The organism is Pseudomonas sp. R4-39-08 (genome assembly GCF_003852275.1).
GTDB lineage: Bacteria > Pseudomonadota > Gammaproteobacteria > Pseudomonadales > Pseudomonadaceae > Aquipseudomonas.
In genome coordinates this window covers 3348725-3362470 of the sequence record NZ_CP027733.1, presented here as the reverse complement: position 1 = coordinate 3362470, position 13746 = coordinate 3348725, and the positions used below count along the sequence as shown (strand labels likewise).

The following is a 13746-nucleotide window of genomic DNA, read 5'->3' as shown; positions in this document are numbered from 1 at the left end:
GACCTGGATCAGTTCAGCGCTATTATCTCCTAGGTGGCCCTTTGATTTCATTGCCCATTTGGCGGAACGAGTGGTCGCAGGGCTGGGCCGCCGCCCACCGTTATTGCGCGCCGAACAGCCCCGTCCAATAGATGCCCGCATCGCTTTTTGGGTCCATTGCATAGGCGGCGCCCAATTCACGAAATTGCGGGTTCATCAGGTTGGCGCAATGGCCGGGGCTGGCGAGCCAACCGTCGAGCACCTTGCGTGGGGTATCGAGGCCGGCGGCGATGTTTTCGCCGATGTTTTTTGCGATATACCCGGCCAGCTCGGCGCGATCGCCGGGGGTACGGCCGTCGTGGTCGAGATGATCGAAAAAGTTGCCGTTGGCCATGTTGCGGGTATGGCTGTTGGCGGCACCGGCCAGATCGTCGTTCCACGACAGCGGCGTGGTCGCGGTGAACGCCTGGGTGCCGCACTGGCGCGGCTGGGCGCGGGCGGCGTTGATCAGGTCGAGCAGTTTGCGGCCTTCGGTCTGCCAGTCGCCCAGGCCGCTGGTCAGCAGCGGGCGGGCGAGCACAATGCGCCAGTCCTGGCCGCTGTTGCTCACGCCGATGTCGACGAATTGCGGGTCGAGTACCACGCGACAGAAGCTTTCACGCACCGCTTTCATGGCGGCCTCGGCATCCCTGGGCCCGGACAGGCTGATGGCCTGCACGTTGACCATGGGGTACGCGGCCCGCGCCAGCGACTGCTGCAAATCGCCGACATTGGTGGCCGGCAGCACCAGCCGTGTATCACTGTTCAGCGGCGGCAACTCCTGGGAACCCTGGTCGCCGCAGCGCTGCACCTGGCTGCGGTACTGGTTGATCTGTTGTACCAACTGACTTTCTTCATTCGCCATCGCGCTGGCGCAGAACACCGTACTGGCGGCCAGCGTCGTAAGACCCATCATCAATGACAGAACGCGCATGGACGTTACCCTTGAGCTTGAAAGTGCCCATGATGCGCGATCCAGGTGCGTGCATGCACCCGTTGGTCCGAACTTTTTTTGTTCAATGCTTGAGTGCCGGCTGTTGAGGGCCGAGGCTTCACGGCGTGCAACAGGTACAATCGCCACTGCCTTGACGTGAAACCCCAGGAATTTGCATGTTCAGCCTTACCCGCTACACCACGCCGTGCCCCGAATCGGTCAACAGCCAGATCCTGCAGCTGGTGGTCGACAACCTCACCGACATCAGCAGCGTGGCACTGGCGCCCAGCAACCTGCTCTACAACATTTACCAGTACGCCATCGGGTTTGAGGTGCACCTGTACCTGGAGGCGCTGGATGGATCGAAGGGCATCAGCGTTGAACTGCTCGTGGCGATGCAGGAGGAGACCGTCGTTGGCTTTTGCCTGTACCTCCCGGTGAAGGACGACCCTCAAGCCTGTGGCGTGGCCTTTATGGCCGTGCACTCGGCTTTCAGGCGCCAAGGCGTGGCCCGGGCCATGCTGGGTGACGTGTTGGCGCGCTATCCCCATGGGGAGCTGGCGTGCTCGGTGGAGAAGGTCCCGGCATTCGAAGCGATGGGCTTCCAGGTGCGCGGCGCGCGTGGCACCCAAGTGCTGATGAATACGCGGGACTACGGCACCGATGGGTTGATGGGCGTGCTCGACGTGGCGGCTATCTACAGCTCATTGGAAGTGCGGCAGATCCATACCTACCTGCTGCAAAAGCACGGAAAGCGCGCGATGGTGGACGCGGAAAAGCAGCGCGACCGGCACCTGGATCAATTGACGCGCAAGGTGCAGCGGTTTGTAAACGAACGCTTGGGTTGAGAACCGGTGACACTGTGGGAGGGGGCTTGCTCCCGATGGCGGTGTGTCAGTCACCTATCAATCGACTGAACCACCGCTATCGGGAGCAAGCCCCCTCCCACATTGATCTGCTTTTAGCCGATGACCTTTCCAGCCTCAGGCGGCGCCGCGCTTGACCATCGCCAGGATGGTCGCCAGCAGTTCCTGCTGCGCTTCTTCGCGGCTGATTTCCGCGCTGGCTGCGGCATGGGACAAGGCTTCGGCCGCGCCCAGCATGGCGCGCAGGCCCGCTTGGGAAAGCGTGCCTCCCGGCGCGAAGGGCGCCAGGGCATCGCGGCATTTGTCGAGGAAGATGGCCTCGTACTTGCGCTTGAGCGCCTCCAGCTCCGGCGAGCCCCTGAGCGCCGCCGTTACCCCCGGAATCTCGCGGCCCTGCAGCAACACGCAATCCACATAGGACGAGGCGATCACCCACGCGCGCGCTTCAAGCGTCGCGCTGCTGGCCTCGATGGCGTCGACAAACACCTGGTTCTGGCGCCCATCGAAATCTTCATACAGCGCGGCCAACAGGCCCGAGCGGTTGACGAAATGATCGTACACCACCGGTTTGGTCACCCCGGCCAGCTCGGCCAGGCGCCCCAGGGTCAGGGCGTCGGTGCCTTCCTCGCGCACCAGTTGCCAGGCGGTTTCCAATAACTGTTGCAGGCGTTCTTCGCGGGAAAGACGCCGACGCGGGGCAGGGGATTGTTCGCTTGACATGCTTATATACCAAAAGTAACTTAAATAAGGTAACTTACTAAAAGTAGCTTAAGCCTAAAAGGAGTCAATGTCATGCATGCACTCATCGTTGTGGCTCATCACGACAGCCAATCCCTGACGCACAGCGTGGCCGCGCACGTGGGTGGCGGTTTGAGCGCCTCCGGGCACACCTTTGAAATCGCCGACCTCGCTGCCGAAGGCTTTGACCCGCGCTACACCGCCGCCGACCACCGGGTACACCGCAGCCGGGCCACGCCGCCGGCGGATGTCCTCGCCGAACAGGCCCGCATCGAGCGCGCCGACGCGTTGGTCGTGGTGTTCCCGATCTACTGGTGGTCCATGCCGGCGTTGCTCAAGGGCTGGATCGACCGTGTCTTCGTCAACGGCTGGGCGATCGATTACGGCCCGGATACACCGGTGACCAAGAAGTTGCGGCACTTGCAGGTGCACCTGCTGGCCCTGGGGGCTGCCGATGCCGATGCCTTCGACCGGCACGGTTATGCCCAGGCCATGCGCACGCAGATCGACTACGGGATCTTCGACTACTGCGGAGCGCAAGTGTTGACCTCGCAGTTGCTGCTGGAGTCGGAAAGCGACAGTGCTGAGGCGCATCTGCGCAAGGCCAGGGAGACAGGACAGACGCTGTTTGTGCGCGAGACGTTAGCGGGGTGATTCAAACGTCGCGAAACAGGTCGTGGGCGTCCAGCAAGCGGTAGGCAATCTCCGGCTGCTTCTCCAGGCCGCGACGGATCGCCGCTGGAATCGATTGGCGGGTCTTGCGACACAGGCCGGGCAGCTCGTCGATGACGATCTGGATCCCGCGCATGCTCTTGACCTCGGTGTGGCCCGGCGCGATATGCAGGCGGATGCCCAACTGTTCGAACATCCGCTGCTGCAGATGCTCGAGGTCCTGCAGGCTCTTGAGGTTCTCCAGGCGCTCGAGCAGGCGTTTTTCTTCCTGGCGTGTCAGGTTGAGAATGCGCAGGTCGGGCTCGGGCGCCTCCAGTAAACGTTCGCGCTCGCAGTCACAGGCGCCGGGCGGGCAGGGTTGGCGAATGGTCATGTGCGTGCCCTCCCTGAACCTGCGCTGTTGTCTTAGTAGCTGAGCGTTACGCCAAGGCTGCCCAGGGCTTTCCAGTATCCAGGGTAGGTCTTGGCCACGCAGTCCGGGTCCTGAATGCGAATGCCCGCGACTTTCAGCCCGGCCAGGGCAAAGCACATGGCGATGCGGTGGTCGGCGTGGGTATCGATCAAGGCGTTGCAGGACGTGCCTGCCAGGGCCGGGTCAGCCGCAACCAGCAGATCGTCGCCCTCGATGGTCGCCAGGCCCGGACGGATTGCGTTGAGGCCATCGTGCAGCGCCTGCACGCGGTCACATTCCTTGACGCGCAGGTTGGCCAGTTCCGTGAAACGCACCGGGGTATCGTTGAACGCGGCGAGCACCGCCAGGGTCGGAATGGCGTCCTGCATTTGCGAGCCCACCACCGTCGCCTGCATGTTCGGGAACTGGGCGATAAGCGCCTGGGCCTTGGCGTCCGGCTGGGTGAACGCCTCGGCGGCGACACCGATGTCGATACGGCCGCCGGTCAATACCTCTGCGGCCCACAGGTAGGTGGCTGCGGAGGCGTCGGGTTCGATCAGGTAATCATGGGCGGTGTAGCCGGTCGGGGCCACGCGCCAGGTGGTGTCGTCGACGGCTTCCACCTGGGCGCCGAAGGCACGCATGCAGTCCAGCGTCAGGTCCACATAGCCACGGGCGCCGATGTCCTTGCCGGTCAGGGCGACTTCAATCGGCGCTTCGCCGCATGCCGCGAGCATCAGCAGCGCCGAGACATACTGGCTGGACAGGCCGCCATCGATCTCGAAACGCTTGGCCTGGACTTTGCCCACGCCGTGCACGGTCACCGGTGGGCAGCCGGTCGGGCTGTCGACCTGGATGCCGTTCTGGCCGAGGGTGGCGAGCAGCGGCCCGATCGGGCGCTTTTGCATGTACTCGTCGCCGTCCAGCACCACGGTGCCGTGCACGGTCGCCACGGCAGCGGTGAGAAAGCGCATGGCGGTGCCGGCATTGCCGAGGAACAGCGGTTGTGGCGGCAATTGCAGTTTGCCCTGGCCTGTGACCACGAACGTAGTGTCGTCCGGCTCGTCGATACTCACGCCCATCTGCCGCAGGGCCACCGACATGTGACGGGTGTCGTCGCTCTTCAGGGCGCCGCTCAAGCGGCTGGTGCCCTTGGCCAGGGCCGCCAGCAGCAGGGCGCGGTTGGTAATGGATTTGGAGCCGGGGGGCGCGACCTTGCCATTGAGAGGAAAGTTGGGCGGGGTAACGGTCACGGTTTTCTGCGAACTCAAGGGACAAGGCTCCTGATCAAGGCGAGGTGGCATGGAGTGGCCGACGGGGCGGACCCGAATAATCGGCCAAAGGTGCGGTGCTTGTCGAGATTTAGCGCTTGCTCAGCCAGTAATCGTGCAGCGCCCGCGCCGCCGGTTCTATTTCGCTGACCCGCTGCTGATGGGCCTGCACATCCAGGTCCGTCGGTAATTCGAAATTATCCTGCTCGGCGCACCAGGAGATTTTCTCGAACTGAGTGGCCAGTTCGGCGGGCAGCGGCGGCCAGTTGCCGATGGCCGCGCCACGGATATAGCCGAAGCACCATTCTTCGGCGAGGGTCACGGCCTGGCCCTGGTGCTCTTTTTCATCGAACAGCGCCTTGAACGCCTTGGAATTGCCGGCCAGTTGCGCCGCCAGCGTATTGAAGTGGCGTACACACAGGTCCAGGACCTGCCCGGCCTCTTCGGGGCTTTCCCAGTCCGGGTTCTGCCCGCCCCAGATGGCCGGAAACCACTCGGCGATATCCACCTGCGTCGGGCTCGATACCAGCGCGGTGAAATAGCCGTCGAGTTCGGCGACGTTGAGCACCGAAAGGTCGTCGCCGTACTTGAGCAGGGTTTCTTCGATCTGGTCGAACTCGGCGGGGGTGAGCGGCTGGGCGTGCATGGGGCATATCCTTCAAACGTCGAACGCCGCGGTGGGGCGGCTTAAAGCGCCAAGGATGGCGCCTGGCAAGGTTTTTTGCCAGTCCCGCTTTTGGCCGATGCGCCGTTGCCTGCCCTTGTTATAGTTCGGGCCTTATCACTCGCCAGTCAGGGATCACGGCCATGTCCGAATACCAAGCGTTCGTAGTGGAACTCAGCGGCAACGTTGCCCATGTGCAGATCAATCGCCCGGAAAAGATCAACGCGATGAACGCGGCGTTCTGGCGCGAAATCATCGAGATCTTCCAATGGGTCGACGACACCGATGCCGTGCGCGCCGTGGTGCTCAGTGGTGCCGGCAAGCACTTTTCTTCCGGCATCGACCTGATGCTGCTGGCCTCGGTGGCCAATGAGTTGGGCAAGGATGTGGGCCGCAATGCGCGCCTGCTGCGGCGCAAAATCCTCGGGCTGCAAGCCTCGTTCAATGCGGTCGACAACTGCCGCAAGCCGGTACTGGCAGCGATCCACGGCTACTGCATCGGCGGCGCCATTGACCTGATCAGCGCCTGCGACATGCGCTACGCCGCCGAGGACGCGCAGTTCTCGATCAAGGAAATCGACATGGGTATGGCCGCCGACGTCGGCACCTTGCAACGCCTGCCCCGCATCGTCGGCGACGGTATGTTGCGCGAACTGGCCTACACCGGTCGTCAGTTCGGTGCCGAGGAAGCGCGCAGCATCGGCCTGGTCAACCGCGTGTTTGCTGACCAGGCCAGCCTGTTGGCCGGGGTCATGGCCATTGCCCATGAAATCGCCGCCAAGTCGCCGATTGCCGTGGCCGGCACCAAGGCCATGATCAGCTATATGCGCGACCACACTCTCAACGACGGCCTGGAATACGTTGCCACCTGGAACTCGGCTATGTTGCAATCCAACGACCTGCGCGTGGCCATCGCGGCCCATATGAGCAAGCAGGCACCCGAATTCTTGGATTGATCGATATGACCCCAGGCTGGATTACCACAACGCTGTTGGACAATGACGCTGCCGGCGGCTGGGCCGTCGCCCGCAGCCGCGACGGCTTTTTGCAGGATGCCAATGGGCCTCTGTTCCCTCGGGAGTGGCTCAAGCGCCAGGACCTGTCGGTGTTTGCCGAACACGGCATCGGTCACCTCGATGGCGAGCCGGTGTACCTGCTGGAACTCGACAGCGCTGGCGAAGTACCGGGTTGCAGCTGGCAAGGCCTGCGCGGCTTTATGCTGCAAGGCGACCACACCCTGTACAAAGTGCTGGGCTATGCCGCGCAGATCGGCACCTGGGCGCGCGAGCATCGGTTCTGCGGCAGTTGCGGCCAGGCCATGGTCCAGGTGCCACGGGAGCGGGCGATGTACTGCCAACCCTGCGACCTGCGCAGCTATCCGCGAATTTCGCCGAGCATGATCGTGCTGGTGACCCGTGGCGATGAGGTTCTGCTGGCCCGTTCGCCGCGCTTTGTCACCGGCGTCTACAGCACCCTGGCCGGCTTTGCCGAGCCGGGTGAGTCGGCCGAAGACTGTTTGATCCGCGAAGTGCGCGAAGAAGTGCAGCTCGAGGTGAAGAACCTGCAGTACATGGGCAGCCAGTGCTGGCCGTTCCCGCATTCGATGATGCTGGGTTTCCATGCCGAGTATGCCGGTGGCGATATCGTGCCCCAGGCCGACGAGATCGAAGACGCGCAGTGGTTCAACATCCACGACCTGCCACCGTTGCCGGCGTCACGCTCGATTGCGCGTTACCTGATCGACCTGTATGTGGCCCGTCGCTTAGGCCACGCTGAACCAGTGCTGCCAGGCTAGGCGCACCGTCAGGCCGAGCACCACGGTGATGAATACCGGGCGAATGAACTTGGCGCCGCCGCTGATTGCGCTGCGCGCGCCAAAGAACGCGCCGCCCATCACCGAGATACCCATTGCCAGGCCGACCACCCAGTCCACCGAGCCGTTGATGATAAACACTGTCAGCGCCGCGGCATTGCTGACGAAGTTCATGCTGCGCGCCACGCCGCTGGCCTTCACCAGGTCGATCGGGTGCAGCAGCATGGTGCTCACGGTCCAGAACGCACCGGTTCCGGGCCCGGCCACGCCGTCGTAGAAGCCCAGGCCGAAGCCCTGGGTAGCCTGCCATTTCTTCTTGATCGGCGCCTCGGCGTCCAGCGGTGCCTTGGGCGTGCCGCCGAACAGCAGGTACACCCCGCAGGCGAACACAATCACCGGCAGCATCTTGTTCAGGGTCTCGGCGGGCAAATAGTGCGCGACCACGGCGCCGGTCAGCGCGCCGATCAAGGTGCCGACGATGGCATGCACCCACTGGCGCGGGTGGAACAGCTTGCGGCGGTAGAACGTGAAGCTGGCGGTGGCCGAGCCAAAGGTGGAACTGAGTTTATTGGTGCCCAGCACCAAGTGCGGCGGCATGCCGGCTGTCAACAGGGCAGGGGTGGTAAGCAAGCCACCCCCGCCGGCGATGGCATCGATGAAGCCGGCGATAAAAGCCACGACGGCGAGAATGGCGAGGGTAGTCAGGTCAACGCTGAGTTCGAAGGGCATGGGCAGGGCTTATTGTTGGGTGAGCACGCAGGCCCGCCATCTTACCTGCCGGATGTGCGCATAACCAAATGTGGGAGGGGGCTTGCTCCCGATGGCGGCCTGTCAGTGACAAATAAGCTGACTGATCCACCGCTATCGGGAGCAAGCCCCCTCCCACATTTTACTGTGTTCGCCTGGCTATTTATGGGTTCCCATCCACTCCAACGCCGTGCGCCAGATGCAAATGCTCAGGAAGTACGCCGACATCAGCGACCATAAGCCGAACGTCCACGGGTTGGTGTTCGGATAATCCACCACCATCAGGAAGCTGCACAGCAGCCAGATTGTGGTTACCGCGATATTGATCGGCATGAACCGCTTGACCCGGAACGGGTGCAGGAACTTCATCGGCGTCACGGTCAGCAGCGCCAGGCCGATTACAGTGAGCAAGGTGATCCAGGCGTCGGGCTGGATGATGTATACACACAAGGCCACCACGTTCCATGCCGCCGGGAAGCCGACGAAATAGTTGTCCTTGCTCTTCATGTTGACGTTGCAGAAGCAGAACAGCGACGACACCAAAATCACCGACACCGCAAACAGGTGGGTGAATTCCGGCAGATCGATATAACGGTAGATAAACAGTGCCGGGATGAATACGTAGGTGAGGTAATCGATCACCAGGTCCAATACCGAGCCGTCAAAGCTGGGCAATACCGTGCTGACGTTGACCCGTCGCGCCAGGGAGCCGTCGACGCCATCCACCACCAGTGCCAGGCCCAGCCACAGCAGGCAGGCCTTGGGGGAGTTTTCCAGCAGCGCCAGGGTGGCCAGGAATGCCAGTACCACACCGGTGGCGGTAAAGCCGTGGGCGCCCCAGGCTTTGATTCTGGCTACATGCAGGGTCGATATCACGGGCGGTTCTCCAAAGGGTCAAACGGGGCAGCCGACAGCGTAACGCTGTCGAGTCTGGCCGGGGAATGCAGGTATCGACCGGGAAGGCAGGGATAAGGTTCACCGCCCGGCGTATGCCTTAGCGTAGCAAGCGTAGGACTTTTCGGCATCAGCCTTGGCGAAACACCAGGGCCTTCAACCCGCTTTGCGGGTCGATATCCGGGAATTCCGGTGGGTTTGCCAAGCGTTCTACAAAGCCCAGGCCCGGTGCCTCGCGGGTGACGCCGTCGATCAGGAAGTCTTCGCCAAACGCCGGATCGTTCATGCACGCCAGCACCGTGCCCTGGGCCGTGAGCAAATCCGGCAGGCGGCGCAGTACGCGCTGGTAATCCTTGGTCAACAGAAAGCTGCCCTTCTGAAAGGACGGCGGGTCGATGATCACCAAGTCATAGGGGCCGCTGTTGGTGACTTTGGCCCAAGACTTGAACAGGTCGTGGCCCAGAAAGCTTACCTTGCTCAAGTCGTGACCATTCAGGCGATGGTTGTCACGGCCACGGCTCAGGGCGCCACGGGCCATGTCCAGGTTCACCACATGGTCGGCGCCGCCTTCGATAGCGGCCACGGAGAATCCGCAGGTGTAGGCAAACAGATTAAGCACGCGCTGGCCCCTGGCCTGCTCGCGCACCCAGTTGCGCCCGTAACGCATGTCGAGGAACAGGCCGCTGTTCTGCTTTTTACCCAGGTCGATCAGGTAACGCAGGCCGCCTTCGGTGATGGTCAGCTCATCGATTGCCTGGCCCACCAGCCACTCGGTGGTGCTTTGCGGCAGGTAGCGGTGTTGCAGGGCCACGGTATGGGCACCGAAACTTGCCCAGTCGATCTGCAACAACTGCTGTTTCAGGGCCTGCAGATGCTCGGTTTCCTTGAACAGCGCTACCAGCACCACGCCTTGCAGCCAGTCCACCGTCACCTGCTCAAGGCCCGGCCAGCAGCGGCCACGGCCGTGAAACAGGCGCCGGGTTTCAGCCGGAGCGCTGGCCAGGGCGGTGAGCAGATGGGCGTGCAGGGTAGCGAGTGCGTCTGGGGTCATCGTTGAGCGTCAGTCGTTGAGCGGGCGGCATTTTAAACACAATTGCGCGTCAGAGCGTGGCGATCAGGGCTGGACCAAAGGAATCGCGCAGAAAAACCGGCGCGATATAGCGCTCGTAATGTGCCTCGGACAACAGGAAAAACTCCCGGTCAATCGCATCGCGCAGGTCCGTGAGGCTACGTTCACGAAACTCCGGCAGCAACGCCAACCCATAGGCGTCCAGCTTCGACATCACCCGCGCACCCCGCGCAATCAGCTGGTATGCCCAGCAATACGGCGACTGTTGCGGCATGAAGCGAATCTTGCGGTCTTCCAGTTGTTGGCGCAGACGCTGCGGGTCGACCACTTCCAGCTTGCTGGCCATGACCTGCACCAGCAACTGCTCGAGGCGCAGCCACACCGCGTGTTTTTCCTCGGCGTTATAGCCGTTCCACTGGATCACTTCGTGGTGGTAACGCTTGCAGCCCCGGCAGACCAGGTCACCGTAGACGGTGGAGCACAGGCCTACACAGGGCGTCTTGATGGTTTGGTTGGGCATAAAAGGCAATTTCGTTCTCAATGTGGGAGGGGGCTTGCTCCCGATAGCAGTGGTTCAGTTAAAGCAGCTGTGACTGATACACCGCTATCGGGAGCAAGCCCCCTCCCACATGTTGGATCTGTGCTGTTAAATCAATCCCAGCTCAAAGCGCCGCCGGTCTGATACTCGATCACACGGGTCTCAAAGAAATTCTTCTCTTTCTTCAAGTCCATAATCTCGCTCATCCACGGGAAAGGGTTAGTCGTGCCTGGATACTCTTCCTTCAACCCAATCTGCGACAAACGACGGTTAGCGATGAACTTGAGGTAATCCTCCATCATCGCCGCATTCATGCCGAGCACGCCGCGTGGCATGGTATCGCGCGCATATTCGATCTCCAGCTGGGTCCCTTGCAGGATCATCTGGGTCGCTTCTTCCTTCATCTCGGCATCCCACAGGTGCGGGTTTTCGATTTTGATCTGGTTGATCACGTCGATACCGAAGTTCAGGTGCATCGACTCATCGCGCAGGATGTACTGGAACTGCTCGGCCACGCCGGTCATTTTGTTGCGGCGGCCCATGGAGAGGATCTGGGTGAAGCCGCAATAGAAGAAGATGCCTTCCAGTACGCAGTAGTAGGCGACCAGGTTGCGCAGCAGTTCCTTGTCGGTGTCGACGGTGCCGGTTTCGAACTTCGGATCGGAGATCGAACGGGTGTACTTCAGGCCCCAGGCCGCTTTCTTCGCGACCGATGGAATCTCGTGGTACATGTTGAAGATCTCGCCTTCATCCATGGCCAGGGATTCGATGCAGTACTGGTAGGCGTGGGTGTGGATCGCTTCTTCGAAGGCCTGGCGCAGGATGTACTGACGGCACTCCGGGTTGGTGATCAGGCGGTACACGGCCAGCACCAGGTTGTTGGCGACCAACGAATCCGCCGTGGAGAAGAAGCCGAGGTTGCGCATGACGATGCGGCGTTCGTCGTCGGTCAGGCCTTCGGGGTCTTTCCACAGGGCGATGTCGGCGGTCATGTTGACCTCTTGCGGCATCCAGTGGTTGGCGCAGCCGTCGAGGTACTTCTGCCAGGCCCAGTCGTACTTGAAGGGCACGAGTTGGTTGAGGTCGGCGCGGCAGTTGATCATGCGTTTTTCGTCAACGGCGACGCGGGCGGAGGCGCCTTCGAGTTCGGCGAGGCCTTCGGCGACGTCGAGTTTGTCCAGGGCTGCCTTGGCGCGCACGATGGCGGCGGAGTCATTGGCGGTGACGGCGCGGGCTTCGATGGCGGCGGCAGCGCCGGCACCGTCGAGGCGGTCCATGTTGGCTTCGGTGGCGTGGCCGGCGTTGGCGCCTTTGATCACGGGGGCAACGCTGTCTTCGCTGTCGACTTCATCCCAACTCAGCATCGAAATACTCCTTCCTGATCTGTTTTGACGGTGCGTGGAACCGTCCAAAAAATATGCGGTTTGCAGGCTTCAAGGCATTGAAATACGGCGCATAGTGTGGTCGGAAATTACCGAGACTGCACACTATATAGTGGTCCGTTCTGTTTGTGGGCACACTATATGGTGTGTGGCGGCGATGGTCAACGCGCAAGTCGGAGCCTGGGCGTTGACCGCTGGAAGGGAAAACTCAGATGACGTGGGCGTGTTGCAGCTCGGTCAGGCACAGCGCCTTGAGCCGGGCCAGCGACGGATCGCGCCGGTCCCGCGGGTGCGGCAAATCCACCGCCAGCACCTGGCGAATGCTGCTGGGCCGATTGCCCATCACCAATACCCGGTCGCTGAGGTACAGCGCCTCGTCCACATCATGGGTCACCAGCAGCAAGGCGATGGCATGGTGTTCGGCCAGTTGCAGCAGCAGGTCCTGCAGCTTCATGCGCGTGAACGCATCCACGGCGCTGAACGGTTCATCCAGCAGCAATACCTGCGGCCGTGAATACAGGCCCCGTGCGATCGCGACCCGTTGCGCCATGCCGCCGGACAACGCCTTGGGCAGCGCCTGGGCAAAGCCCGTGAGGCCGACTTCTTCGATCAACTGCGTGACCCAGGCCTTGTCGTAGTGATTGTCCGCGCTGAATCCGATGTTTTGCTCCACCGTAAGCCAGGGCATCAACCGTGGTTCCTGGAACACGAAGGCCACCTCGCCGTTGGGGCTGTGCAGTTCGCCCTGGTAGTCGTTGTCCAGTCCCGCGACAATGCGCAACAAGGTGCTTTTGCCGCACCCGCTGGGCCCCAGCAGGCTCACGGTTTCGCGCGGTTGCAAGGCTAGGCGCACATCGTTCAAGACGGTGGCGCTGTCGAAGCTTTTGCGCACAACGTGAATGCCCAGCAGCGGTTGCACACTCATTGTCCGGCTCCCTGGAAGGTGTCGCGCCAGGCCAGGCAGCGCTTTTCCAGTGCCGCGAGCAGGCCATCGCTGACCTTGCCGAGCAGCGCCAGTACGATGATCGCCGCCAGCACGATATCCGGCCGCGAGGTTTCCCGCCCATCGCTGAGCAAGTAACCCAGCCCTTTGGTGGCCGCGATCAACTCGGCCGCCACCAGAAACATCCAGGCCAGGCTCAGGCCGCTGCGCAACCCGGTAAACAGGCCGGGCAGGGCCGCCGGTAAGAGGATGCGACGTACCAGGCGGCGCCGATTGAACCCATACATTTGCCCGACTTCCACCAACTTGCGATCGATATCGCGGATGGCCGCAACGCCATTGAGGTACACCGGAAAGAACGCGCCAATCGCGATCAGCACGATCTTGGAGGTCTCGTCGATGCCCAGCCACAACAGCAGCAACGGCACCCAGGCCAGGCTCGGGATCGAGCGCAACCCGGCGAAGGTCGGCTCCAGATAGGCCTCGGCTTCGCGGCTCAAGCCCACCCAGGCGGCAAACACCAACGCAAGGCTCGCACCAATGGCAAAACCCAGCAGCACTCGCACCAGGCTGGCGCTGATGTGTTTCCACAGCGCGCCTTCGGCGAGGTCCGCCAGGGTCACGGCGATCTCGCTGGGCGCCGGCATCTGGTACGACGGCAGCCAGCCGACGCGCACCACCGCCTCCAGCACCAACAGGATCAGTACGGGCACCACCAGGCCCTTGAGCCGTTGCGGCCAGGCGCTGCGCTTGATCTGCCGTGGCGCGGCGAGGGGCAAGGCTTGGGTTTTGCTGGTCATCACGCG

General features: G+C 62.3%; 16 protein-coding genes. 4 read left to right on the top strand and 12 right to left on the bottom strand.

Annotated elements, in window-relative coordinates; genetic code table 11:
* Nucleotides 1-100 precede the first annotated feature (100 nt).
* Entirely contained in the window at nt 101-952 is an 852-nt protein-coding gene (locus tag C4J88_RS15535) for a CAP domain-containing protein (protein ID WP_124363163.1), read from the bottom strand.
* 176 nt (nt 953-1128) lie between these two features.
* On the opposite strand from C4J88_RS15535, the gene C4J88_RS15530 reads away from it, so the two are divergent.
* Entirely contained in the window at nt 1129-1800 is a 672-nt protein-coding gene (locus tag C4J88_RS15530; RefSeq protein ID WP_124407476.1) for a GNAT family N-acetyltransferase, read from the top strand.
* 135 nt (nt 1801-1935) lie between these two features.
* Here C4J88_RS15530 and C4J88_RS15525 read toward each other — a convergent pair whose 3' ends face one another.
* Nucleotides 1936-2538: a TetR/AcrR family transcriptional regulator gene (locus C4J88_RS15525; RefSeq protein ID WP_124407475.1), complete on the bottom strand. Its 603-nt coding sequence runs from the start codon at nt 2536-2538 to the stop codon at nt 1936-1938.
* A 72-nt stretch (nt 2539-2610) separates the two neighbouring features.
* Here C4J88_RS15525 and C4J88_RS15520 point away from each other — a divergent pair, with 72 nt between their 5' ends.
* Nucleotides 2611-3210: an NAD(P)H-dependent oxidoreductase gene (locus C4J88_RS15520; protein ID WP_124407474.1), complete on the top strand. Its 600-nt coding sequence runs from the start codon at nt 2611-2613 to the stop codon at nt 3208-3210.
* Nucleotide 3211: 1 nt separating this feature from the next.
* Here the strand turns inward: C4J88_RS15520 and C4J88_RS15515 are convergent, their stop codons facing one another.
* The 3 genes from C4J88_RS15515 to C4J88_RS15505 form a co-directional block, all read right to left on the bottom strand.
* The gene (locus tag C4J88_RS15515) at nt 3212-3601 is read right to left on the bottom strand and encodes a hypothetical protein (protein ID WP_124407473.1); all 390 of its coding nucleotides are present in this window, start codon (nt 3599-3601) and stop codon (nt 3212-3214) included.
* Nucleotides 3602-3633: 32 nt separating this feature from the next.
* The gene (aroA, locus tag C4J88_RS15510) at nt 3634-4890 is read right to left on the bottom strand and encodes a 3-phosphoshikimate 1-carboxyvinyltransferase (protein WP_124407472.1); all 1257 of its coding nucleotides are present in this window, start codon (nt 4888-4890) and stop codon (nt 3634-3636) included.
* Nucleotides 4891-4981: 91 nt separating this feature from the next.
* Complete coding sequence (locus C4J88_RS15505) at nt 4982-5536, bottom strand: UPF0149 family protein (protein ID WP_124407471.1); 555 nt, start codon at nt 5534-5536, stop codon at nt 4982-4984.
* A gap of 161 nt (nt 5537-5697) precedes the next feature.
* Between C4J88_RS15505 and C4J88_RS15500 the strand changes: the two genes are divergently transcribed.
* Together C4J88_RS15500 and nudC are read left to right on the top strand one after the other, a co-directional pair.
* Nucleotides 5698-6510: a crotonase/enoyl-CoA hydratase family protein gene (locus tag C4J88_RS15500; protein ID WP_124407470.1), complete on the top strand. Its 813-nt coding sequence runs from the start codon at nt 5698-5700 to the stop codon at nt 6508-6510.
* A 5-nt stretch (nt 6511-6515) separates the two neighbouring features.
* On the top strand, nt 6516-7349 hold the full coding sequence (gene nudC / locus C4J88_RS15495; RefSeq protein WP_124370951.1) for an NAD(+) diphosphatase: 834 nt from the start codon (nt 6516-6518) through the stop codon (nt 7347-7349).
* Here the strand turns inward: nudC and C4J88_RS15490 are convergent.
* The 7 genes from C4J88_RS15490 to C4J88_RS15460 all read right to left on the bottom strand — a co-directional run bounded on the left by C4J88_RS15490 (nt 7317) and on the right by C4J88_RS15460 (nt 13740).
* Nucleotides 7317-8096 (bottom strand): TSUP family transporter, encoded by a 780-nt coding sequence (locus tag C4J88_RS15490; RefSeq protein ID WP_124367295.1) that lies wholly within the window; start codon nt 8094-8096, stop codon nt 7317-7319. The genes nudC and C4J88_RS15490 overlap by 33 nt on opposite strands.
* A 177-nt stretch (nt 8097-8273) precedes the next feature.
* Complete coding sequence (pcsA, locus tag C4J88_RS15485; protein ID WP_124407469.1) at nt 8274-8990, bottom strand: phosphatidylcholine synthase; 717 nt, start codon at nt 8988-8990, stop codon at nt 8274-8276.
* A 148-nt stretch (nt 8991-9138) separates the two neighbouring features.
* Nucleotides 9139-10059 carry a class I SAM-dependent methyltransferase gene (locus C4J88_RS15480; protein WP_124407468.1) on the bottom strand — a complete coding sequence of 307 codons (921 nt, stop codon included), beginning with the start codon at nt 10057-10059 and terminating at the stop codon, nt 9139-9141.
* A 49-nt stretch (nt 10060-10108) separates the two neighbouring features.
* The gene (locus C4J88_RS15475; protein WP_124370948.1) at nt 10109-10597 is read right to left on the bottom strand and encodes a DUF1289 domain-containing protein; all 489 of its coding nucleotides are present in this window, start codon (nt 10595-10597) and stop codon (nt 10109-10111) included.
* Nucleotides 10598-10728: 131 nt separating this feature from the next.
* A complete protein-coding gene (locus tag C4J88_RS15470; RefSeq protein ID WP_124367292.1) occupies nt 10729-11979 on the bottom strand; it encodes a ribonucleotide-diphosphate reductase subunit beta in 1251 nt (416 codons plus the stop codon).
* A gap of 226 nt (nt 11980-12205) precedes the next feature.
* On the bottom strand, nt 12206-12922 hold the full coding sequence (locus C4J88_RS15465; protein ID WP_124407467.1) for an ABC transporter ATP-binding protein: 717 nt from the start codon (nt 12920-12922) through the stop codon (nt 12206-12208).
* Nucleotides 12919-13740, bottom strand: a complete 822-nt coding sequence (locus C4J88_RS15460; protein ID WP_124407466.1) for an ABC transporter permease — start codon at nt 13738-13740, stop codon at nt 12919-12921. Before C4J88_RS15460 ends, C4J88_RS15465 begins: the two co-directional genes overlap by 4 nt.
* Nucleotides 13741-13746: the final 6 nt, after the last annotated feature.

Coding starts and splice junctions, on each gene's coding strand:
- C4J88_RS15470 (WP_124367292.1), bottom strand. CDS start 11,979: ATGCTGAGTTGGGATGAAGTCGACAGCGAAGACAGCGTTGCCCCCGTG.
- nudC (WP_124370951.1), top strand. CDS start 6,516: ATGACCCCAGGCTGGATTACCACAACGCTGTTGGACAATGACGCTGCC.
- C4J88_RS15505 (WP_124407471.1), bottom strand. CDS start 5,536: ATGCACGCCCAGCCGCTCACCCCCGCCGAGTTCGACCAGATCGAAGAA.
- C4J88_RS15525 (WP_124407475.1), bottom strand. CDS start 2,538: ATGTCAAGCGAACAATCCCCTGCCCCGCGTCGGCGTCTTTCCCGCGAA.
- C4J88_RS15535 (WP_124363163.1), bottom strand. CDS start 952: ATGCGCGTTCTGTCATTGATGATGGGTCTTACGACGCTGGCCGCCAGT.
- C4J88_RS15490 (WP_124367295.1), bottom strand. CDS start 8,096: ATGCCCTTCGAACTCAGCGTTGACCTGACTACCCTCGCCATTCTCGCC.
- C4J88_RS15460 (WP_124407466.1), bottom strand. CDS start 13,740: ATGACCAGCAAAACCCAAGCCTTGCCCCTCGCCGCGCCACGGCAGATC.
- C4J88_RS15500 (WP_124407470.1), top strand. CDS start 5,698: ATGTCCGAATACCAAGCGTTCGTAGTGGAACTCAGCGGCAACGTTGCC.
- C4J88_RS15520 (WP_124407474.1), top strand. CDS start 2,611: ATGCATGCACTCATCGTTGTGGCTCATCACGACAGCCAATCCCTGACG.
- C4J88_RS15530 (WP_124407476.1), top strand. CDS start 1,129: ATGTTCAGCCTTACCCGCTACACCACGCCGTGCCCCGAATCGGTCAAC.
- C4J88_RS15465 (WP_124407467.1), bottom strand. CDS start 12,922: ATGAGTGTGCAACCGCTGCTGGGCATTCACGTTGTGCGCAAAAGCTTC.
- C4J88_RS15480 (WP_124407468.1), bottom strand. CDS start 10,059: ATGACCCCAGACGCACTCGCTACCCTGCACGCCCATCTGCTCACCGCC.
- C4J88_RS15475 (WP_124370948.1), bottom strand. CDS start 10,597: ATGCCCAACCAAACCATCAAGACGCCCTGTGTAGGCCTGTGCTCCACC.
- C4J88_RS15515 (WP_124407473.1), bottom strand. CDS start 3,601: ATGACCATTCGCCAACCCTGCCCGCCCGGCGCCTGTGACTGCGAGCGC.